This window comes from Thalassobacillus devorans (genome assembly GCF_900176565.1).
Lineage (GTDB): Bacteria > Bacillota > Bacilli > Bacillales > Halobacillaceae > Thalassobacillus > Thalassobacillus devorans_A.
Genome location: NZ_FXEH01000006.1, coordinates 1,106,898 through 1,128,574 on the forward strand (window position 1 = coordinate 1,106,898; position 21,677 = coordinate 1,128,574).

General features: G+C 43.1%; 19 protein-coding genes. All 19 read left to right on the forward strand.

Annotated features, from left to right (window positions below):
* The first annotated feature begins 44 nt into the window (after nt 1-44).
* On the forward strand, nt 45-1,571 hold the full coding sequence (locus B9Y67_RS16500) for an ABC transporter ATP-binding protein (RefSeq protein WP_085508371.1): 1,527 nt from the start codon (nt 45-47) through the stop codon (nt 1,569-1,571).
* Complete coding sequence (locus tag B9Y67_RS16505) at nt 1,571-2,617, forward strand: ABC transporter permease (RefSeq protein ID WP_085508373.1); 1,047 nt, start codon at nt 1,571-1,573, stop codon at nt 2,615-2,617. The genes B9Y67_RS16500 and B9Y67_RS16505 overlap by 1 nt, the downstream gene beginning before the upstream one ends.
* 1 nt (nt 2,618) lies before the next feature.
* Nucleotides 2,619-3,578 (forward strand): ABC transporter permease, encoded by a 960-nt coding sequence (locus B9Y67_RS16510; RefSeq protein ID WP_085508375.1) that lies wholly within the window; start codon nt 2,619-2,621, stop codon nt 3,576-3,578.
* A 307-nt stretch (nt 3,579-3,885) separates the two neighbouring features.
* The gene (yfmF, locus tag B9Y67_RS16515; RefSeq protein ID WP_085508378.1) at nt 3,886-5,175 is read left to right on the forward strand and encodes an EF-P 5-aminopentanol modification-associated protein YfmF; all 1,290 of its coding nucleotides are present in this window, start codon (nt 3,886-3,888) and stop codon (nt 5,173-5,175) included.
* Entirely contained in the window at nt 5,175-6,467 is a 1,293-nt protein-coding gene (gene yfmH / locus B9Y67_RS16520) for an EF-P 5-aminopentanol modification-associated protein YfmH (RefSeq protein ID WP_085508379.1), read from the forward strand. Before yfmF ends, yfmH begins: the two co-directional genes overlap by 1 nt.
* 2 nt (nt 6,468-6,469) lie before the next feature.
* Nucleotides 6,470-7,192, forward strand: coding sequence for an elongation factor P 5-aminopentanone reductase (gene ymfI, locus B9Y67_RS16525; RefSeq protein ID WP_085508381.1), 723 nt, complete (start codon nt 6,470-6,472; stop codon nt 7,190-7,192).
* Nucleotides 7,193-7,288: 96 nt separating this feature from the next.
* Nucleotides 7,289-7,549 (forward strand): DUF3243 domain-containing protein, encoded by a 261-nt coding sequence (locus tag B9Y67_RS16530; RefSeq protein ID WP_085508383.1) that lies wholly within the window; start codon nt 7,289-7,291, stop codon nt 7,547-7,549.
* Nucleotides 7,550-7,768: 219 nt separating this feature from the next.
* Complete coding sequence (locus B9Y67_RS16535) at nt 7,769-8,560, forward strand: DUF3388 domain-containing protein (RefSeq protein ID WP_062445900.1); 792 nt, start codon at nt 7,769-7,771, stop codon at nt 8,558-8,560.
* A gap of 20 nt (nt 8,561-8,580) precedes the next feature.
* The gene (locus B9Y67_RS16540; RefSeq protein ID WP_176224033.1) at nt 8,581-9,510 is read left to right on the forward strand and encodes a helix-turn-helix domain-containing protein; all 930 of its coding nucleotides are present in this window, start codon (nt 8,581-8,583) and stop codon (nt 9,508-9,510) included.
* Nucleotides 9,511-9,626: 116 nt separating this feature from the next.
* Nucleotides 9,627-10,205 (forward strand): CDP-diacylglycerol--glycerol-3-phosphate 3-phosphatidyltransferase, encoded by a 579-nt coding sequence (gene pgsA, locus B9Y67_RS16545; RefSeq protein ID WP_085508388.1) that lies wholly within the window; start codon nt 9,627-9,629, stop codon nt 10,203-10,205.
* Nucleotides 10,205-11,479, forward strand: a complete 1,275-nt coding sequence (locus tag B9Y67_RS16550) for a competence/damage-inducible protein A (protein WP_085508389.1) — start codon at nt 10,205-10,207, stop codon at nt 11,477-11,479. Before pgsA ends, B9Y67_RS16550 begins: the two co-directional genes overlap by 1 nt.
* A 136-nt stretch (nt 11,480-11,615) precedes the next feature.
* Nucleotides 11,616-12,659 (forward strand): recombinase RecA, encoded by a 1,044-nt coding sequence (gene recA, locus B9Y67_RS16555; protein WP_085508390.1) that lies wholly within the window; start codon nt 11,616-11,618, stop codon nt 12,657-12,659.
* A gap of 329 nt (nt 12,660-12,988) precedes the next feature.
* The gene (rny, locus tag B9Y67_RS16560; protein ID WP_085508391.1) at nt 12,989-14,554 is read left to right on the forward strand and encodes a ribonuclease Y; all 1,566 of its coding nucleotides are present in this window, start codon (nt 12,989-12,991) and stop codon (nt 14,552-14,554) included.
* A 174-nt stretch (nt 14,555-14,728) separates the two neighbouring features.
* Nucleotides 14,729-15,526: a TIGR00282 family metallophosphoesterase gene (locus B9Y67_RS16565; protein ID WP_085508393.1), complete on the forward strand. Its 798-nt coding sequence runs from the start codon at nt 14,729-14,731 to the stop codon at nt 15,524-15,526.
* A 107-nt stretch (nt 15,527-15,633) separates the two neighbouring features.
* A complete protein-coding gene (gene spoVS, locus B9Y67_RS16570) occupies nt 15,634-15,894 on the forward strand; it encodes a stage V sporulation protein SpoVS (protein WP_085508395.1) in 261 nt (86 codons plus the stop codon).
* Between the two features lie 710 nt (nt 15,895-16,604).
* The gene (locus B9Y67_RS16575) at nt 16,605-17,531 is read left to right on the forward strand and encodes a dipeptidase (protein ID WP_085508397.1); all 927 of its coding nucleotides are present in this window, start codon (nt 16,605-16,607) and stop codon (nt 17,529-17,531) included.
* 212 nt (nt 17,532-17,743) lie between these two features.
* Nucleotides 17,744-19,489, forward strand: coding sequence for a 2-oxoacid:acceptor oxidoreductase subunit alpha (locus B9Y67_RS16580; protein ID WP_139823830.1), 1,746 nt, complete (start codon nt 17,744-17,746; stop codon nt 19,487-19,489).
* Nucleotides 19,490-20,356, forward strand: coding sequence for a 2-oxoacid:ferredoxin oxidoreductase subunit beta (locus B9Y67_RS16585; protein ID WP_085508399.1), 867 nt, complete (start codon nt 19,490-19,492; stop codon nt 20,354-20,356). It abuts the gene before it with no gap.
* A gap of 226 nt (nt 20,357-20,582) precedes the next feature.
* On the forward strand, nt 20,583-21,623 hold the full coding sequence (tdh, locus tag B9Y67_RS16590; RefSeq protein ID WP_176224034.1) for an L-threonine 3-dehydrogenase: 1,041 nt from the start codon (nt 20,583-20,585) through the stop codon (nt 21,621-21,623).
* Nucleotides 21,624-21,677 lie beyond the last annotated feature (54 nt).

The following is a 21,677-nucleotide window of genomic DNA, read 5'->3' on the forward strand; positions in this document are numbered from 1 at the left end:
TAGATAAAAAGGGTTACGGTCGATTAAGAAAGTGGGGGAAAACCATGAGTTATGTTATAGAAATGCTGAATATCCGGAAAGAATTTCCCGGGATAGTCGCTAACGATAATATCACCCTGCAAGTGAAACAAGGAGAAATCCACGCTTTGTTAGGGGAAAATGGAGCCGGTAAATCAACATTGATGAATGTCCTGTTCGGCCTTTACCAGCCGGAAAAGGGAGAAATAAAGGTACGTGGGGAAAGTGTCAAAATCACTGATCCGAATGTAGCTAATCGGCTTGGTATCGGAATGGTGCATCAGCACTTTATGCTAGTGGATACATTCACAGTCACAGAAAATATCATCCTGGGAAGTGAACCTAGAAAGAAAGGTACCGTTGATATTAAGAAAGCGGAAAAAGAGGTAGAACGTTTATCGCAGCTCTATGGGCTTCGAGTCGATCCTAAAGCGAAAATCCGGGATATATCTGTTGGTATGCAGCAACGCGTGGAAATCTTGAAAACCTTGTACCGTGGTGCAGAAATCCTGATCTTTGATGAACCTACTGCTGTGTTGACACCACAGGAAATTAAAGAGTTGATTGAAATCATGCGTGTGTTAATTCGTGAAGGAAAATCAATCATTCTTATCACTCATAAACTGAAAGAAATCATGCAAGTCTGTGACCGATGCACCGTCATCCGAAAAGGAGAAGGGATCGGTACAGTAAATGTGCCAGATACCAATCCGAACGAACTTGCTTCTTTGATGGTTGGTCGGGAGGTCACTTTCTCCACAGAAAAGCAACCTGCCCAGCCAAAGGAGGTCACCTTAGCTATCCAGGATCTTAACGTGAAGGATGCGCGCCATGTCGATATGGTCAAAGGGTTGAACTTGAAAGTTAATGCAGGTGAAATAGTGGGACTGGCTGGTGTGGATGGGAATGGCCAATCAGAATTGATTGAAGCTATAACAGGTTTGAGAAAAGTGGATAGTGGTGAGGTTATGCTGAATGGTAAATCAATTACCAATCTGACACCAAGGAAAGTCACAGAAGCAGGTATTTCACATATACCTCAGGACCGTCATCGGTTCGGTCTGGTACTTGATTTCCCCATCGGTGAAAACATGGTGCTGCAAACCTATCATCACGAACCTTTTTCAAAAAAAGGCGTCTTACGCTACAAAGAGATCTATAACAAAGCCAAAGCGCTTATTGAAGAATATGATGTGCGGACGCCTTCTGTCTATACGAAAGCTCGTGCTCTTTCTGGGGGGAACCAGCAGAAAGCCATCATTGGCCGGGAAGTGGACCGCTCCCCTGACTTGATTATCGCTGCACAGCCTACCAGGGGATTAGATGTAGGGGCCATTGAGTTCATCCATAAGAAATTGATCGAAGAACGGGATAAAGGACGAGCAGTCTTGCTATTATCGTTTGAATTGGATGAAATTATGAATCTGAGCGATCGGATTGCAGTCATGTTCGGTGGCAGCATAGTAGCCGAAGTGAAGCCGGAAGATACGACCGAACAGGAACTCGGTCTGCTCATGGCGGGCAGTAAACAGCAGAAGGCTGGTGGTCAGTGATGTTTTCCAATCGTTTAGTAAATATATTAATACCACTTATATCCGTATTTTTAGGCTTATTGGTTGGGGCATTCATCATGCTTGGCTTTGGATATAATCCTTTAACTGGGTATCTTTCTTTATGGGAGGGAGCCTTTGGGGATTCTTACTTTTTTGGCGAGACTTTAAGACAAGTTACCCCGTACATTCTGTCCGGGTTAGCCGTGGCATTTGCTTTTCGTACCGGACTTTTTAATATCGGAGTGGAAGGACAGGTAATTATGGGCTGGCTTGCATCTGTGTGGGTTGGGCTTGCAATTGACGCACCGATGATCATCCACCTGCCATTAGCTATTCTTGCAGCTGCTTTAGCTGGTGCAGCCTGGGGATTCCTCCCCGGGTTATTAAAAGCTAAACTCGGAGTCCATGAGGTTATTGTAACGATTATGATGAATTACATTGCTTTATATACCTCGAATGCATTAGTCCGAAATGTCATTAGTGACGGCCAGGACCGTACCGAACGTATTCCGGAAACCGCCTCGCTTACTTCAGAATGGCTGGCTGCACTTACTCAATACTCCCGGCTCCATTACGGTCTGCTGATTGCTTTGTTCGCAGCCGCAATCATGTGGTTTATTTTAAATCAGACCACTCGTGGTTATGAGTTGAGGTCGGTTGGTTTCAATCAGGATGCTTCTCGCTATGCTGGAATGAATGTGGGTCGTAATATTATTTTATCCATGGTTATTTCTGGTGCGTTTGCAGGACTTGCAGGCGCAATGGAAGGGATCGGAACATTCGGTTACCAATCAGTAAAAGGCGGGTTTACGAATATTGGATTCGACGGAATCGCCGTTGCCTTGCTTGGCGGAAACGCAGCGGTGGGTGTTGTCCTTGCTGCTATACTATTCGGCACATTGAAAGTAGGAGCATTGAATATGCCGACAAGTGCAGGTGTCCCTACAGAATTAGTAGATATCGTAATTGCCATGATCATTTTCTTTGTAGCATCCAGTTATATGATCCGTTGGTTCTTACTGAAAATGAAAAAGGAGGGGAAATAAAATGGGTTTTTTAGATATTTTACAATCAATCATAGGCCCGGCTATTTTCTTTTCAGCCCCTCTGATTCTTACTGCTATCGGCGGCGTATTTAGTGAAAGGTCCGGTGTTGTAAACATCGGCCTGGAAGGTCTAATGGTAATGGGTGCGTTTGTCGGGATTGTTTTCAATCTGACGTTTATCGATACATTCGGTTCCTGGACCCCTTGGGTCTCCATTTTTGTAGCGATGATCATTTCTGCTATCTTCTCGATTATCCATGCGATTGCCTCGGTTACTTTCCGTGCCGATCAGGTAGTGAGTGGTGTAGCAATCAACTTCCTGGCCCTTGGACTAGGTCTGTTTTTAACCAAACAATGGTACGATAAAGGTCAAACAGACATGGTGAGCAGACCGTTTTATACTACAGATGTTCCGCTTTTATCGGATATTCCGATTATTGGTCCATTGTTTTTCTCAGGTATGTATTTGACCTCTTACGTTGCTATTGCATTGGCTTTTGTAGGCTGGTATGTATTGTATAAAACGCCATTTGGTCTCCGTCTGCGCTCTGTCGGGGAGCACCCGATGGCTGCAGATACTAACGGTATCAACGTTTCTAGAATGCGTTATGTCGCTGTCATGATATCAGGTGCAATGGCAGGGCTTGGTGGTTCCGTATTCGCATTGACGATTGCGCTGAACTTTTCTCATTCTACTATTGTAGGTCAGGGTTTCATGTCTCTTGCGGCTGTAATCTTCGGAAAATGGCATCCGCTTGGAGCAATGGGAGCAGCGTTGTTTTTCGGTTTCGCCCAAAGCCTGAGTATCATCAGTTCAGGTGTGCCGTTACTGCAGGATGTCCCACAAGTATTCTTGCTCATCGCTCCTTATGTATTGACGATTCTGGCACTGGCAGGGGTCATTGGCCGTGCCGAAGCTCCAAAAGCGATCGGCACCCCTTACATCAAAGGCAGTCGTTAATCACAACAACTTGCCGGTTAACTGACAGCCCTGAGTACAACTAAAATGAGTATGAGCCCGAAAAGGTTCATACTCGTTTTTCTTTTAGCATAAGTAAAAGGAGTCTTAATGTTTAGCGGCTGGAAATTAATCATACATTAAGATAGGTAATTTGAAAATCAACAGCAAAGTTTAAGCAGGGGAATACTTTTTACTTTTTCTCATGAATCACGTAGGATAATAAATGGAACAAATTTTTTAGAATGGATAAATATAGCTTGAAAATGTAAAAATAAAAAGAAGCAGTTTGAATGAGGAGGACGGGATGATGAAGATTACAAAAGAAAAAATGTTAGAAAAACAAGGGTATCGGTTACATATCCTTCCGAGTAAAAAATACAAAACCATTAACATAGTGGCAAAATTCAAGTCCGAATTGAAAAAAGAATGGATGACCAAGCGGGCTTTATTACCGATGGTATTGCAAAAAGCCACCCAGGACCATCCGAGTCCACGTCAGCTCCAATCCGCCTTGGAAAATTTGTATGGCACGATTTTGAGCAGCGATGGAACTAAAAAAGGCGAAAACCATGTGATCAGCTTCCGGATGGAGGTAGCCAATGAGGCTTACTTGAATGACCGGACACCACTGCTCGAAGAAGCATTACGGCTTTTCCATAATGTCCTTTTCAATCCGAAAAGCGAAAATTATGCGTTTGATGAGAAAATCTTCAACAGGGAAAAACAGACGCTCGAGCAAAAGATAACATCCATAAAAGATGACAAAATGAGCTATGCTAATATGCGTCTGATTGACCATATGTGTAAGGATGAACCATATGCTTACCATGTGCATGGCTATCCTGAAGACCTTGAAAAGTTAACGGCAGCTGATTTGTACGAATATTACCAGACATTCATCAATCATGACTTGCTCGATGTCTACATCACTGGGGATGTGGATGAAGATGAAGCAGAACGATTGATTGATAAGTACTTTACAAGAGAAAATGCCTCCAACCAGGCACTTATTGAGAAAAAAACAAACACCCAGCCTGTTGATGAGTCGAAAGAAATTATTGAAGAAGATGAACTAAACCAAGGGAAACTCCATTTGGGTTTCCGTACCCATACAACATTCGGGGATGAAGACTACTATGCTTTACAAATTTTCAATGGGCTATTCGGTGGTTTCCCTAGTTCTAAACTTTTTATGAATGTCCGGGAGAAACACAGCCTTGCCTACTATGCTGCTTCCAGGTTTGAGAGCCATAAAGGACTTCTCCTGGTATTCAGTGGCATCGCACCAGATGTATACGAACAGGCGAAATCCATCATTCTGGAACAAGTGGAAGCGATGCGTAATGGGGAATTTACAGAAGAAGAGGTAGAACAGACAAAAGAATTGGTCGTCAACCAGCTTCTGGAGACGATGGACAGTGCCCAAGGGCTTATTGAAATTCTGTATCATCAAGTGTTGTCCGGCCATATGGTAGAGGCGGAAGAACTGATTGAGAATATTCGCCGCGTAACCATGCAAGAAGTAGTGGATATGGCAAAGAAAATTGAATTAGATACAATCTACTTCCTGACTAGCAAAGAAGGGGGAGAAAAATAATGAAAGAACTCGTTTATGAGCAGCTGAAAGAAACAATTTATACAGAGACACTGGATAACGGACTAAAAGTTTTTTTATTGACAAAACCGGATATGGTGAAGACGTTTGGTATCTTTGCAACCGACTATGGTTCCATTGACCAAACGTTCACTCCTCTCGGAAAGGATGAGACGGTTACAGTTCCAGAAGGCATTGCTCACTTTTTGGAACACAAACTTTTCGAGAAAGAAGACCGTGATGTATTTCAGGACTTCACAAAGCAAGGAGCATCTGCGAACGCATTTACTTCTTTTACGAAAACAGCCTATCTGTTTTCAGCAACCAGCAATATTGAAAAAAATGTTGAAACTCTTTTGAACTTTGTACAAGATCCGTATTTTTCCGATCAATCCGTCGAGAAAGAAAAAGGAATTATCGCTCAGGAAATCAAAATGTATGATGACCAGCCGGATTGGCGTTCTTTCTTCGGTACCATCCAAAGCCTTTTCCATGAGCATCCAGTACGCGTAGATATTGCGGGCACAGTGGAGTCGATCGATGAAATTACCAAAGAAGATCTTTATACGTGCTATGAGACATTTTATCACCCATCCAATATGACATTGTTCATCGCAGGGAATTTTGACCCGGAAGAAATGATGAAGCAAGTCAAGGACAACCAAAATGCTAAGGAATTCGCGGAAGCCCCATCTATCCATAGATCCTATCCAGAAGAACCAGAAAATGTGGCCAAAGCCTTCGAGAAAATCGAAATGCCTGTAACCACTTCCAAATGCATGATCGGCCTTAAAGAAAAAGTAGCAGGTCTGTCTGGAAGAGACATCCTCCGTGCGGAACTTCTATCCAGTATGATTCTCAGCCACTATTTCTCAAAAAGCGGAGAATTTTATGAAGAGCTATACGAAAATGACCTGATTGATGACAGCTTCCATTATGAAACGGACCTCGATCGTCAATTTGGCTTTACCATTCTTGGAGGAGATTCCAGAAACCCAGATGAATTAGCGAAACGTGTAAAGGAAATGCTGCACCAATTGAAAGAGCGCCACATTTCACAGGAAGACTTTGAACGTATGAAAAAGAAAAAAATTGGCCAATTCCTACGCGCCATGAATTCCATGGAGTTTATCGCTAATCAGTTTTCGCACTACCATCTGCTTGGCATCGATCTTTTTGAAGTACTGCCTGAAATCGAAGCGTTGACAATCGAAAAAGCGAATGACTTTCTGGAAAATTGGATTCACGAAGACAGGATCGCTGTTTTCCAAGTAGTACCTCCGCAAGCGGACTGAAAATGACACAATCTAATATTCTAATAGTGGGGGCAAGTGGTGATATTGGCAGTGCTATTTGCCGTGAATTAGCAGGAAAAGGATACAACCTTTTCCTTCAGTTTCATGCAAACAGCAGGATTATCCAGCAATTGGAAGAAAACATTCCGGAAGCCCAATGGCTTGGGGCTGTGCAGGCTGACTTAACAACCGCTGCTGGTATCCATCAGTTTCTTGATCAGCTGAATATTCATCTTGATGGCGTGGTCTTTGCCGGTGGGCGAGCTTTGACTGGAATGTTTCAGGACATGACAGAAAAAGATATGGATGATTTGTATCACCTTCATGTCAAAACACCTTGGATGATTACAAAGCATCTGCTCCCCTCCATGGTTCGTCATCAATACGGCCGTATTTTGGTCATTTCTTCCATTTGGGGAGATGTCGGCGCCAGTATGGAAGTGTTGTACAGCTCTGTAAAAGGGGCCCAAAACAGTTTCGTGAAAGCGCTGGCGAAAGAAACAGCTCGCAGTGGAGTTGCGGTCAACGGAGTAAGCCCGGGATTCATTGATACAAAAATGAATATAGAGCTTGATGACGAAGAGAGGGCTTTATTATTCGATGATATTCCTACCGGTCGACCGGGTACCCCGGAGGAGGTCGCCAAAGTAGTCGGCTTCCTGTTGAGTGAAGATGCCAGTTATATTAATGGCGAAATCATTAAAATCAATGGCGCATGGAGTTAATCCCTAGAAAATTTTTCTTCTGACTCTTCTTTTGCGTATAATACTCTCCTTTTTTCTAAAACTAAGGATGTATTTTTAAACAAAGGAGGAAACAGTATGTCTGTACTTGACAACTTTGAATCATGGAAAGATTTTTTAGGTGATCGATTGCACCAGGCTGAAGGTCAAGGGATGAATCAGAATGCCGTATCAGAAATTGCTTATGAAATTGGCGGCTATCTGGCAAAGCAAGTAGATGCAAAGAACGATCAGGAAGCGATTTTGCGTGATCTATGGAATGTGGCTGACAAAGAGGAACAGCACGCCATCGCAAATATGATGGTGAAATTGGTACAAGATCAAGGTACCCAACGCTGAATACATCTTTGATCTAGAAAGCCGCGCTGCCCGACAGCGCGGCTTTTATCTGCTTATGCCACAATTTATGTCAAATGGGTTTTCATCATGTCGAATCGTGGAACTCATCAAAATATACAAACATTCCTTTTCTAATATATGAAAATCATTTATTATAAAAGAAGGGTTGAAGCAGGTGCAGGACAGTTACATATCATTTCATTCCAGAGGGGTTGTAATATGGAAAAAAAAGAGTGGTATCTGGAATACGAAATTCAGTATAACCGACCGGGACTACTAGGTGACATATCTTCATTATTAGGTATGTTAGCGATTAATATCATTACGATCAATGGTGTCGAAAATTCTCATCGGGGAATGCTTTTATTATGTAAAAATGAAGAGCAGATTGATCGGTTGAAATCGATTGTGAAAACAATGGATACCATTAAGATTACAAAATTGAGAAGGCCTAAGCTCAGAGATACGCTGGCTGTACGTCACGGCCGCTATATTCATAGCGATGTCGATGATCGAAAAACATTTCGATTTATCCGGGAAGATTTAGGTTTGCTGGTAGATTTTCTGGCCGAGCTTTTTATGAAAGAAGGACATAAGCTGGTCGGCATAAGAGGAATGCCACGTGTAGGAAAAACAGAGTCCATCGTCGCTTCCAGTGTCTGTGCGAATAAACGCTGGCTGTTCGTTTCCAGCACGCTGCTGAAACAAACAATTCGAAGCCAGTTGATTGAAGATGAATACAGTGAAGACACGCTATATATCATAGACGGTATTGTTTCCACACGCCGTGCGAATGAAAAGCATTGGCAGCTGGTTCGGGAAATCATGAGGCTGCCTGCCACCAAAGTGGTCGAACACCCGGATATTTTCGTCCAGGAATCCGAGTATAAAATGGAAGATTTCGATTATATCATCGAATTAAGGAATACAGAAGACGAAGAAATAAAGTATGATACAGTAGAAAAACCGCAGCTTTCACCAAACGATGGTTTTTCCATGTTCGATTTTTAAAGTAATGGATGGTGTTATACATGGACCTCGGTACTCGCTTGAGAGAAGCGCGAGAATCAAAAGGCTTGTCATTGGAAGAAATACAACAAGTCACTAAAATACAAAAACGATATTTACAAGCTATCGAAAAAGGAGATCATAGCACCCTGCCTGGAACATTTTATGCCAGAGCTTTTATACGAGAGTATGCTGCGGCAGTAGGTCTGAATCCTGATGAAGTGATGGAGGAACATAAAAACGAATTGCCTGCGTCTCCTCAGGATAGCAGTGTTGCCTATAACCGAGTACAGCGTTCCAAGGAAGAAGCGTCACCAGCCAATAGCAATTTTTCCAGAGTATTTCCGACTATCATTACCATCATATTGATAGGGGTTATCATTTTTGCTGCGTATTTCTTTCTTTCCCAGCTGAATTCAAATTCAGGTGGGGATTCAGGAGATCAGGGAAGTGGAGAAGATGAAATTATCATTGATAATTCCGTTGAAGAAAATAACTCAGGCGATGAAAATTCCGAAGAAACAGACGATGCAGCAGATGATAACCAAGCCTCCGATGATAGTGCAAACGAAGAGGATGAAGCGGCTGAAGAAACTAATGAAGATAGTTCTGAAGAACAAGAAGAGCTTAACGTGGAAGTGACGGAGACAGGGTCAGGTGGTTTTCCTCAACACACGGTAGAAATATCCCAAGTAGACGAATTGGAGCTCACGATCGAAGTGAGGAACGATAGTTATCTGGAAGTTATGAAAGAACCGAATGGGGAAACATTAATTGACAGTAAAATCTATGGGAAAGATGACTCACCGATCACAGTTGATGTAAGCGAGGAAGAACAGATTTTCATTAAAACAGGCTTTGTGCCAGGAACTACTGTCAAACTCAATGAGCAGGAAATCGAGTTTCCAGTGGAAAATATGCAACAGAAACTTCTTATTAAAGTAGCTGAATAAATAAACTGCAGGGAAGCTGTTCCTAGTAACACAAGGTGTCGTCTTTGACACTTGTACCCTTCTTACTGGAACAGCTTTTCTTCATCATGCCGGAAGACAATAGGAGTGGATGGAAAATGAATATACCGAACAGAATTACGATTTCACGAATTTTATTAATACCGATTTTTATTATATTGATGAGTGTACCCTTTAACTGGGGCGAAGTGACTATGGGGGAAAGAGAACTTCCCTGGTCCCATTTGGCAGCTGCCATTTTGTTTATCATTGCTTCGACTACGGACTGGGTAGATGGCTATTATGCAAGAAAACATAATTTAGTAACCAACCTTGGTAAATTTCTTGATCCACTTGCTGATAAATTGCTGGTATCAGCCGCCTTGATTTTACTTGTAGAACAAGGTCTTGCTCCGGCTTGGATTGTCATTATTATTATCAGCAGGGAATTTGCTGTTACAGGACTCCGTCTTGTAGCGGCAGGTGAAGGAATTGTATTAGCAGCAAGTAATATGGGGAAATGGAAAACTACCCTTCAAATTGTAGCGATAGCCGTATTGCTGCTCCACAATTGGCCATTTGCTTATGCTGGATTTCCGTTTGGAACCATCATTTTATATGCTGCGATGATTATTACGGTCATTTCAGGCTATGATTATTTTGCGAAGAATTGGCATGTAATGAGGGATTCTAAATAATGAAGACAGTAAAAGCGGAAATCATAGGAATTGGCACGGAGTTATTACTAGGACAAATCGCTAATACGAATGCGCAATGGATTTCTTCCCAGCTGGCTGCCCAGGGGATCCATGTCTATTTCCACGGGGTGGTTGGTGATAACTTCAGCCGCTGCGTCGAAACTTTTGAGGCGGCTCAGCGCAGGTCTGATCTTGTTATTGTTACAGGGGGGCTCGGCCCGACGGAAGATGATATGACCAGGGATGCAGCACAAAAAATCTTCGCCCAAAAACTTATCGAGGACCCGGAAAGCGCCAGGCGAGTGGAACACTTCTACCTAAAAAACAACCGTCCTATGTCACCGAACAACCGTAAGCAGGCCCTTGTATTCGAAGATGCGAAAGTGCTTCAAAATGAAGAAGGCATGGCGCCGGGAATGATGGTGGAACATGAAAATGTGCTTTGGGTATTTCTCCCTGGTGTTCCTTCTGAAATGAAGTATTTAATGAAAGAACATGTACTCCCTTATTTCCAGAATTATTTTCAGTTACAAACCGAAATCGTATCTGAAATGCTTCGTTTTATCGGGATAGGGGAATCCCAGTTGGAACATGAACTTCAAGATTTAATCAGCAGCCAGACGAATCCGACTATCGCTCCTTTAGCTTCAGAAGGAGAGGTGGGATTAAGGTTAACATCAAAAGGGGATACAGAAGAAGAAGCGCGAGCTATGATTCTCTCGTTAAAGAACGTCATTCTTTCCAAAATGGGCGACTATTATTATGGTTCCGATGATATAACCATCCAGCAGGAAGTTCTTACTTTATCAAAAGAAAAGCAATTGACGATAGCTGCAGCGGAAAGCCTGACAGGCGGCAGGTTCATCGATGGCCTCATTACGTTACCTGGAGCTTCAAGCGTCTGTGAGGGGAGTGTCGTGACCTATACTCCTGACATGAAAGAAAAGATGCTTGGTATCCCGGGTGCCCTTATCAAAGAGTATGGAACAGTAAGTGAGGCATGTGCAAAAGCGATGGCTGTGAACATAAAACAGCTCGTTAAATCAGATATCGGGATCAGTTTTACAGGAGTGGCAGGACCTGATTCGAGTGAGGGCAAAGAACCAGGGACCGTGTACATCGGTATCCAAATCAACAATGAGCCTGCCGAAGTGTATCACTTTCATTTTAATGGAACCAGGGAGACGGTACGTAACCGGAGCGTGAAGAAAGGCTATGAATTACTTTTTCATCGTTTGAAAAAAGATTTATCATCCAAAAAAAGCGGGCAATAACCAGCCTTTTCCTGAAGGAAGCAAGAATTATCGTCATCATAACGCATGAAAAAAAGGGAACATTCATTCGCTTTTTAGTTGGCAAATCATCTAAAACAAGTTATTATAAGGATAGCAAAGCTGAAAGGGGAATATTATGAGTGATCGTAAACAAGCGTTAGATATGGCGCTTAGACAAATTGAGAAACAGTTCGGTAAAGGCTCTGTCATGAAATTGGGGGAGCAGGCTGAGCAAAAAGTCAGTACGGTTCCCAGTGGTTCGCTGGCACTTGATGTCGCACTTGGTGTAGGCGGCTATCCACGCGGGCGTGTCGTTGAAATATATGGACCGGAATCTTCCGGTAAAACAACTGTTGCGCTTCATGCGATTGCAGAAGCTCAACGCCAGGGAGGACAAGCAGCTTTCATCGATGCTGAACATGCCTTGGACCCTGTCTATGCGAGGAACCTTGGTGTCGATGTTGACGAACTTTTACTATCCCAGCCGGATACAGGGGAACAGGCTTTAGAGATTGCTGAAGCGCTTGTTCGCAGTGGTGCTGTCGATATGGTAGTTGTCGATTCCGTTGCTGCTTTAGTGCCCAAAGCTGAAATCGAAGGCGAGATGGGTGATTCCCACGTAGGTTTGCAAGCGCGTCTGATGTCTCAGGCATTGCGTAAGCTTTCCGGTGCCATCAACAAATCAAAGACGACAGCTATCTTCATCAACCAAATTCGTGAAAAAGTCGGTGTTATGTTCGGTAACCCGGAAACTACGCCAGGTGGACGGGCATTAAAATTCTATTCTTCTGTACGTCTGGAAGTGCGCCGTGCAGAAACGCTGAAGCAGGGTAATGATATGGTCGGGAACAAAACACGGATCAAAGTTGTGAAGAACAAAGTTGCACCACCTTTCAAGCAGGCAGAAGTGGATATCATGTATGGTCAGGGGATTTCCAGCGAAGGGGAACTGATTGATATCGGTTCTGACCTGGACATTGTCCAGAAGAGCGGATCCTGGTACTCCTATAACGAGGAACGTTTAGGCCAGGGACGTGAAAACGCCAAGCAGTTCCTGAAAGAAAACCCTGATGTCTATCAAGCTATCAATGATCAAATAAGAAGACATTATGGTATGTATGAAGGGGAAGAAGGCGAAGACGCCTCTAATGAAGCGAATCAAGAATCACTGGATGTATAAACCATAACGTGCAGTTCAATTGTCGGGGATAGTAGCACCTGTCCCCCTCGGTTGAACTGCTTTTTTTATGCAAAAAACTTACATGTTCCTTGCTGCAACACCTTAAGAAACAGGGAATATTTTTCCATGAGTAGCTGAAACTTAGCAGAAACAAGGAAAATCAAGGAATATATATTTGACGATTCCTTGACATTACCATTTCACAAGCTTAAAATTAACGTGTATCATTTTCATTTTTTTATACACCTATTAAACAATGTTTGTCTGAAAATGAAACGTATGTACATGCCGACAAATTGTACAATTTCATAGCAAGAGGAGGTGAAATCATGGATAATTTGGTATCCCTGCTCATCTTCATTTTGCTTGCCCTGATCGTCGGTATTGTTGTTGGGTATCTCATTCGGAAATCCATAGCGGAAGCGAAGATTTCAAGTGCAGAAGAACTGGCGAAACAGATCGTAGATGAAGGTCGCCGTAATGCAGAGGCAGCTAAGAAAGAAGCCCTGCTGGAAGCGAAAGATGAAAATCATCGTCTGCGCCAGGATGCAGAAGACGAAATTCGCGAACGTCGTATGGAACTACAAAAGACAGAAAATCGTTTAATGCAGAAAGAAGAAAACCTCGATCGTAAAAGTGAAACGCAAGATAAGCGTGAGCTTACGCTCGAGAAAAAAGAGGAAACTCTTACCGAAAGACAACAACAAATTGAAGAAATGGAAAGCAAAGTGAAAGCTATGCTGCAAGAGCAACAAACTGAGCTTGAACGCATTTCCGGCTTAACTTCAGACCAGGCTAAACAGATTATTTTAGAACGTGTGGAGCAAGAAGTTTCTCATGAATCTGCTCTCATGATCAAAGAAGCAGAGAATCGTGCCAAAGAGGAAGCGGATAAGAAGGCGAAAAGCATTCTTTCACTTGCCATGCAGCGTTGTGCCGCTGATCATGTAGCGGAAACGACGGTATCGGTTGTAAACCTTCCAAATGATGAAATGAAAGGACGCATCATCGGACGTGAAGGTCGAAATATCCGGACACTGGAAACATTGACCGGAATCGACTTGATTATAGATGATACGCCGGAAGCAGTCATTTTATCAGGTTTTGATCCGATTCGAAGAGAAACTGCTCGGATAGCTTTAGAAAAATTGGTTCAGGATGGACGGATCCACCCGGCCAGAATCGAAGAAATGGTTGATAAATCAAGACGCGAGGTGGATGAATACATCCGTGAAGTCGGTGAACAGACCACATTCGAGGTCGGTGTACATGGCTTGCATCCTGACTTGGTAAAAATTCTTGGCCGTTTAAAATATCGTACAAGCTATGGTCAAAATGTCTTAAAACACTCGATGGAAGTAGCGTATCTCTCAGGACTGCTTGCAGCAGAGCTGGGGGAAGACGAAACATTAGCCCGCCGTGCCGGCCTTCTGCATGATATCGGAAAAGCGATTGATCATGAAATTGAAGGCAGCCACGTAGAAATCGGGAAAGAGCTGGCAGTGAAGTACAAGGAAAATGAAGTAGTGATCAATGCGATTGCATCCCACCACGGAGACGAAGAACCTACTTCTATTATTTCGGTACTTGTCGCAGCAGCTGATGCTCTATCTGCAGCACGACCAGGTGCCCGCAGTGAAACGCTTGAAAATTATATCAAACGTCTGGAAAAGCTGGAAGAGATCTGTGAATCTCATGAAGGGGTTGAAAAATCCTTCGCTATCCAGGCAGGTCGTGAAGTACGGATTATGGTGAAGCCAGATGAAATCGATGATGTCACAGCTACTAAAGTGGCTCGAAGCATCCGTAAACAGATTGAGGATGAGCTTGACTATCCAGGTCATATTAAAGTGACTGTCATCCGTGAAACGCGATCCGTTGAATATGCTAAATAAAAGTAAAGTGGCCGTTACGGTCACTTTACTTTTTTATACTTTAAGAGAGTGTACCTATATTAAATGCTTAAAGTATTGCAAATCCTGGTATTCCCTTTGCATGACCCAGCTTTGACAACGGAGCCTTCCTGTGTGAAACTGAATCTGAATATATAGTGAGAAAGGATTAGGTTAATGAAAATATTATTTATCGGTGATGTGGTCGGATCACCTGGAAGAGATATGGTCCAGGAATACTTACCGAAACTGAAAGCGAAATATCAACCAGTAGTGACCATTATCAATGGAGAAAACTCCGCATCTGGAAAAGGAATAACGGAAAAAATTTACCGCAATTTTCTTGAGTGGGGAGGAAATGCAGTAACATTAGGGAATCATGCATGGGATAAAAAAGAAATATTTGATTTTATCGAAGATGCCGAATATATGGTGCGGCCTGCCAATTACCCGGAAGGGACTCCCGGTAAAGGGATTACCTATGTCAAAACCAACCATGGCGAGGTGGCAGTACTTAACCTGCAAGGGAGAACATTCCTATCACCAAATGATGACCCATTCCGCAAAGTAGATGAGTTAATAGAGACAGCTAAGAAGCGGACCAATATCATCTTTTTAGACTTTCACGCCGAAACAACCAGTGAAAAGCAGGCAATGGGCTGGTATGTGGATGGCAGAGTCAGTATCCATGTCGGTACCCATACCCACGTGCAAACATCTGATGAACGAATCCTTCCTGGAGGCACAGGTTACATTACCGATGTCGGGATGACTGGCCCTTACGATGGCATCCTCGGAATGGAGCGAGAAGCTGTGATCAAACGGTTTCTCACAAACCTCCCTGTACGTTTCGAAGTCCCAAAAACGGGTAGAAAACAACTAAGCGCAGTATTGGCAGATGTTGATGAAGCCACAGGAAAGGCAAAGAAACTCCAACGGATCATGATTAACGACGATCACCCTTTCTTCGGCTGATTATTTGAACTTTTCTAAAAATTCCTTCATAATGAAAAGGAATATTCTTCATCTCCAAGAATATAGTAGTTATGGAACAACTATAGTTTATGAAGGAGGAGCTAGTAATGGAAATATTAAAAGTCTCAGCCAAATCCAGTCCGAATTCAGTAGCAGGAGCTCTAGCAAACGTCCTTAGGGAACGTGGCACAGCGGAGATTCAAGCGATCGGCGCTGGTGCGTTGAACCAGGCCGTCAAGGCAGTAGCTATCGCCAGAGGGTTCGTAGCACCCAGTGGTGTCGATCTTATTTGTATTCCGGCTTTTACAGACATCATGATTGATGAAGAAGAGCGTACTGCAATTAAATTGATTGTCGAACCTCGATAAACGACAAGCTCTTCCATTGAAAATTAAATGGACAAGAACAGCCGTGCTATCCAAGCACGGCTTATATTTTTTACTCTTCGAATCTCCTTAATGTTTTTATGATCTACCATAAGAGACTTATTCAACAATAGAGCCGAAAAGTCGAAGACTTGATTTCGAGATATTTAGGGTTCTATACCATAAAAGTGTCAGGGGCGGCTGGGAAACTACTCGCTTTCCTGCGGGGGAACCGGCAAGCCTCCTCGGTCGTTTTCACTCCCTGTGGGGTCTTGCCTAGCCCCTTCTCCCGCGGGAGTCTCGCAGTTTCCCAACCACCCCATCCGAAGAATGGGAGAAACGAACCCCTGTCAAGATGAAGGTGTCTTCCACAACGCTATTAATATTGAACGATGATGCATGTTACAAACACCCGTTCAAGCTAAAGGTCTGCATATCAATGTTTCCGTTTCTATCATAAACGCAAAGAGGTCCGGGAAATTGCGAGACTCCAGTGGGATGAACATGAGCGGTGAGATCCCGCAAGGCGAAGCCTGAGGAAGCTCACCACATGCCCACGGAAAGCGAGTAATTTCCCGGACCTCCTAACCGTTACTATCGTAACGGAAACAATTTATCTCGAAACTGAGTCTTCAATTAAAGGGAGCTTTACTGGAAAAACACGATTGAGAACAGACTTGTTCATAAGCCAGGTTTGGGAAGGGAGAATACCAGTGATAATCGATGCGCACTGTGATGTGTTATGGAAATTATGGGAAAAGAAGGTTGATTTCTATGATAGCGAACAACTCCGCTTTAATTATAGGAAGTGGAAACAAAGTGATATCAAAGTACAGTGTTTCGCTATCTTTGTACCAGAGGAAGTAAAAGAAGAATCACAATTCAGCGTGGCTCTTGAAATGGTGTCTATTTTTTTTGAACAAATAGTCGCACCTTATGATGATGTGAAGTTCATTAGTAACAGGCAAGATTTATTAAATTTAAAAGCGCATGAAAAAGGAGCAATATTGACACTGGAGGGCTGTCACTCGATTGGGGCAGATATCCATAAACTGAAGGCATTAGTCCGGATGGGGGTACGTATCGTCGGACTTACATGGAATCAGGCTAACGCCGTCTGTGATGGCATAGAAGAAGAACGAGGTGCCGGGTTATCTTCTTTTGGGAAGGAAGTAGTTCATTACTTGAACAAAGAACAGATTTGGATCGATCTCTCCCATATATCCTATCAGGGGTTTTGGGATGTTATGGACATAGGTGATTATCCCATGGCTTCCCATTCAAATGTTTTTCAGATTGCACCTCATATCCGTAACCTGGATGACTCCCAGGTACAGGCTTTGATTGACTGCGACAGTTGGATAGGAATCACTTTTGTACCAGAATTCATTAATGGAAGAAAAGTGGCTCACAGGCAGGAAATCGTCAGGCACGTAGAGTACATAGTAGCTATGGGAGGTGAATCCGTTCTGGGGTTCGGTTCAGATTTCGAAGGGACGGAAGATGAAGTCATCGGGTTGAAAGATATAATGGATTATAAGTTTCTGATTAATGACCTTTGTCACAGTCAAACGAGGTCAACTATGCAAAAATTAAGCTGTAAGAACTTTGTCGACAAATTCCCGCGGATCCGGAATTGAGAAGCACCTTTAATTTGGCAGATTAGCTTGAAAATTACTACCCGAAGGGCTATGATTTAAATACATATATTACATACATCATAGCTTGCATTCAACAATAACTTTTGCCGAAATAGTTTTGTTGTTTCCAATCAGTTTGATAGATTGAAATTCTATCAAACTAAGAAGTTCCGGGGGAGAGAACCATGGACAAATTAAAAGGGGTGTATTAGATGGTTGAACAACTTTCATGGAAAGTTGGCGGACAGCAAGGGGAAGGGATTGAAAGTACTGGAGAAATCTTCGCCATTACTTTAAACCGTCTTGGTTATTACCTGTATGGCTACCGTCATTTTTCCTCACGCATCAAAGGTGGGCACACCAATAATAAAATTCGTGTTTCTACGAAGAAAGTAAGATCGATTGCTGATGATTTGGATATACTCGTCGCGTTCGACCAGGAAACTATCGATGTCAATGCACATGAATTACATAGTAAAGGAATCGTTCTGGCAGATGCAAAATTCAATCCGAAACTGCCAGAAGGAGTAGACGTTACTTTATATGCGGTGCCTTTTACGGAAATAGCGACAGAACTTGGAACATCATTGATGAAGAATATGGTTGCTGTGGGAGCTTCAAGCGCTATTATGAACTTAGAGTGTGAAGTTTTCCGGGATGTTGTCGAAGAGATTTTTTCACGTAAAGGAGAACAGGTTGTAGCTAAGAATATGGAAGCCATTGTCAAAGGGGCTGAATATGTAAGGAAACAAGATGAAGGCTCTTTGCATCAGATGGAATTAGCCAAAGCAGATGGCAAAAAACGTATGTTTATGATAGGAAATGATGCAATCGCTTTAGGATTCCTGGCTGGTGGATGCAGGTTTATGGCTGCCTATCCAATTACTCCTGCGTCAGAAATTATGGAATATATGATAAAAAAGCTGCCGGAATTTGGTGGAACAGTCATCCAGACGGAAGATGAAATTGCAGCTGCCACGATGTCGATCGGTGCCAACTACGCAGGTGTTCGCACAATTACTGCTTCTGCTGGACCTGGTCTCTCATTAATGATGGAATCGATTGGACTGGCCGGAATTACGGAGACCCCGCTCGTTGTTGTTGATACCCAGCGTGGTGGTCCGAGTACTGGACTCCCGACGAAGCAGGAACAGTCTGATTTGATGGCTATGATTTATGGGACACACGGAGAAATTCCAAAAGTAGTGATGGCACCTAGTACAGTACAGGAAGCTTTCAATGATGCGGTTGAGGCATTGAACCTTGCTGAAGAATATCAGGTCCCTGTCATTCTGTTATCTGACCTGCAGCTGTCACTTGGCAAACAGACAGTGGAGCCATTGGATTACGATAAAATTGATGTGCGGCGTGGAAAATTACAAGAAGACCCACAATTACCAGAACTGGAGAAGGGTGAGTATTTCAAACGTTACCAGGTCACTGACGACGGAGTATCCCCTCGTATTCTTCCGGGAACGAAAAATGGCATATTCCATGTTACCGGTGTAGAACATGATGAAACAGGAAAGCCGAGCGAACTTGCTTCTAACCGAAAAGCACAAATGGATAAACGCCTTCGTAAACTGAAAAAGCTGCCCGAGGTATTCCCGACTCCTGTTCATAAGGATGCCAAGCATGAAGAGGCGGATATATTGTTTGTAGGTTTCAATTCCACACGTGGAGCAATTGAAGAGGCGAAAGGAAGGCTGGAAGAAGAAGGATATAAAGTGAATCACGCTCAAATCCGCCTGGTTCATCCTTTCCCGGCAAGCGAAGTTAAAGCATTAGTAGATCATGCTAAAAAGGTAATCGTCGTCGAGAACAATGCTACTGCACAGTTAGCTAATATTATAAAGATGAACGTCGGAAGCCAGGAAAAAATGGATAGTCTTTTACAATATGACGGTACGCCGTTCCTGCCTGGTCAAATTCATCAGCGAAGCAAGGAGTTGTTATAAATGGCGACATTCAAAGAGTTCCGTAATAAGGTGAAACCGAATTGGTGTCCTGGTTGTGGGGATTTCTCTGTACAGGCCTCTATTCAACGAGCTGCTGCCAATGTAGGATTAGAACCGGAAGATTTAGCAGTTATCTCTGGTATTGGCTGTTCCGGACGAATTTCAGGCTATATTAACTCTTACGGCTTTCACGGGATTCATGGACGTGTCCTCCCGATCGCTCAGGGTGTAAAAATGGCGAATAAAGACTTGAAAGTCATTGCTTCGGGCGGTGATGGTGATGGTTTTGCAATCGGAATGGGGCATACTGTCCATGCGATCCGCCGTAATCTGGACATTACCTATATCGTAATGGATAATCAGATATATGGTTTGACGAAAGGGCAGACTTCACCACGTAGTGAAATGGGATTCAAAACCAAAAGTACACCGGAAGGTTCGATTGAATCTGCTGTAAACGTGATGGAAATGGCTTTATCGGCCGGTGCTACATTTGTTGCCCAAAGCTTTTCCAGTGACTTGAAAGAACTGACCTCCTTAATTGAGCAGGGTATCAATCATAAAGGTTTTTCATTGATCAATGTATTCAGCCCTTGTGTTACTTATAATAAAGTCAATACGTATGATTGGTTTAAAGAGAACCTGGTCAGCTTAGATGATATTGATGGATACGATAGTTCTGACAGAAAAAAAGCGATGGCAACGCTGATGGAACATAACAGTCTGGTTAAAGGATTGATCTATCAGAACAACAGTCAGCAATCCTATCAGGATTTAGTACACGGATACGCCGAACACGCATTGAAAGACAGCGATCTGAAAATCGATGAAGAAAAATTTAATAATCTAGTAAGTGAATTCATGTAAACGGTATTTCTCGGATACGAAAGCCAGGTCAGAAAAAATCTGACCTGGTTTTTTTGGCTTCTATTACGCTGAACCAGCATGTTTACAAGGCTGCAGAGAATCCGACTGTCTACAACGATCATTTGTGTTTTCGACATGGACACATGCATTTGCAAAAAATATTACGCCTGATAAAATGGTGATATATAAATAGTTATGAGTTTGATAGAGGATAGGAGTGTTCGTTGTGAGTGGAACAATGAAAGCCATTGTAAAACATCATCGCGGCGTAGGTGCTGAATTACAGGAAGTACAAATTCCTGTTATAAAAGAAAATGAAGTATTGATTAAAGTGAAAGCGACTTCCATATGCGGAACCGATGTTCATATCTATAACTGGGATGAGTGGTCCGCCAGCCGGGTTAACCCGCCATACGTGTTCGGGCATGAATTCGCTGGTGAAGTAATAGAGGTAGGAAGTAAAGTAAATACATTCAAAGAAGGGGACTATGTAAGCGCAGAGACACACTTGGTCTGCGGCCATTGTCCTCAATGTCTGACTGGCAAATATCATATTTGTGAGAATACCCAAATAATAGGTGTGGATACACAGGGGTGTTTTGCTGAGTATGTTGCACTGCCAGCTGAGAACTTATGGAAAAACCCGGAAGAAATGCCGACGGATATCGCTTCCGTTCAAGAACCAATGGGGAATGCTGTCCATACGGTATTAAACGGGGATGTAGCCGGGAAATCAGTAGCCGTTATTGGCTGTGGACCGATTGGCCTGATGGCTGTCGGAGTAGCAAAAGCAGCAGGGGCTTCTCAAGTTCTGGCGTTTGATCTGAACGAATACCGCCTGGAATTGGCTTCTCAAATGGGGGCTACTACGGTTGTTAATTCTGGTAAAGAAGACCCGGTAGCAAAAGCGAAATCACTGACAGATGGGCACGGAATCGATGTGGTCTGTGAGATGAGCGGTCATCCGATAGCGATGGACCAGGGCTTCAAAATGATTACGAATGGGGGCAGGATGTCCATCCTGAGTCTGCCGACGAAACCAGTGACGATTGATGTCACTAATGACATCGTGTTTAAGGGTATTGAAGTACAGGGCATAACCGGACGCAAAATGTATGAAACATGGCAGCAGGTTTCCCGTCTGCTTCATTCGAAACAAGTGGATTTAACTCCGATGATCACTCATCACCTGCGACTCGAAGAATTTGAGAAAGGGTTCCAGCTGATGAATGAAGGGAAATGCGGAAAAGTAGTACTGCATCCTTGATTAAAAAATGTGGATTGTTGAAAAATAATCCGTAAATGAGAGATACTATTAAGA

Excerpts from the sequence above, each read along its gene's own strand:
- B9Y67_RS16500 (WP_085508371.1), top strand. The coding sequence starts at position 45 with ATGAGTTATGTTATAGAAATGCTGAATATCCGGAAAGAATTTCCCGGG.
- B9Y67_RS16505 (WP_085508373.1), top strand. The coding sequence starts at position 1,571 with ATGTTTTCCAATCGTTTAGTAAATATATTAATACCACTTATATCCGTA.
- B9Y67_RS16510 (WP_085508375.1), top strand. The coding sequence starts at position 2,619 with ATGGGTTTTTTAGATATTTTACAATCAATCATAGGCCCGGCTATTTTC.
- yfmF (WP_085508378.1), top strand. The coding sequence starts at position 3,886 with ATGAAGATTACAAAAGAAAAAATGTTAGAAAAACAAGGGTATCGGTTA.
- yfmH (WP_085508379.1), top strand. The coding sequence starts at position 5,175 with ATGAAAGAACTCGTTTATGAGCAGCTGAAAGAAACAATTTATACAGAG.
- ymfI (WP_085508381.1), top strand. The coding sequence starts at position 6,470 with ATGACACAATCTAATATTCTAATAGTGGGGGCAAGTGGTGATATTGGC.
- B9Y67_RS16530 (WP_085508383.1), top strand. The coding sequence starts at position 7,289 with ATGTCTGTACTTGACAACTTTGAATCATGGAAAGATTTTTTAGGTGAT.
- B9Y67_RS16535 (WP_062445900.1), top strand. The coding sequence starts at position 7,769 with ATGGAAAAAAAAGAGTGGTATCTGGAATACGAAATTCAGTATAACCGA.
- B9Y67_RS16540 (WP_176224033.1), top strand. The coding sequence starts at position 8,581 with ATGGACCTCGGTACTCGCTTGAGAGAAGCGCGAGAATCAAAAGGCTTG.
- pgsA (WP_085508388.1), top strand. The coding sequence starts at position 9,627 with ATGAATATACCGAACAGAATTACGATTTCACGAATTTTATTAATACCG.
- B9Y67_RS16550 (WP_085508389.1), top strand. The coding sequence starts at position 10,205 with ATGAAGACAGTAAAAGCGGAAATCATAGGAATTGGCACGGAGTTATTA.
- recA (WP_085508390.1), top strand. The coding sequence starts at position 11,616 with ATGAGTGATCGTAAACAAGCGTTAGATATGGCGCTTAGACAAATTGAG.
- rny (WP_085508391.1), top strand. The coding sequence starts at position 12,989 with ATGGATAATTTGGTATCCCTGCTCATCTTCATTTTGCTTGCCCTGATC.
- B9Y67_RS16565 (WP_085508393.1), top strand. The coding sequence starts at position 14,729 with ATGAAAATATTATTTATCGGTGATGTGGTCGGATCACCTGGAAGAGAT.
- spoVS (WP_085508395.1), top strand. The coding sequence starts at position 15,634 with ATGGAAATATTAAAAGTCTCAGCCAAATCCAGTCCGAATTCAGTAGCA.
- B9Y67_RS16580 (WP_139823830.1), top strand. The coding sequence starts at position 17,744 with ATGGTTGAACAACTTTCATGGAAAGTTGGCGGACAGCAAGGGGAAGGG.
- B9Y67_RS16585 (WP_085508399.1), top strand. The coding sequence starts at position 19,490 with ATGGCGACATTCAAAGAGTTCCGTAATAAGGTGAAACCGAATTGGTGT.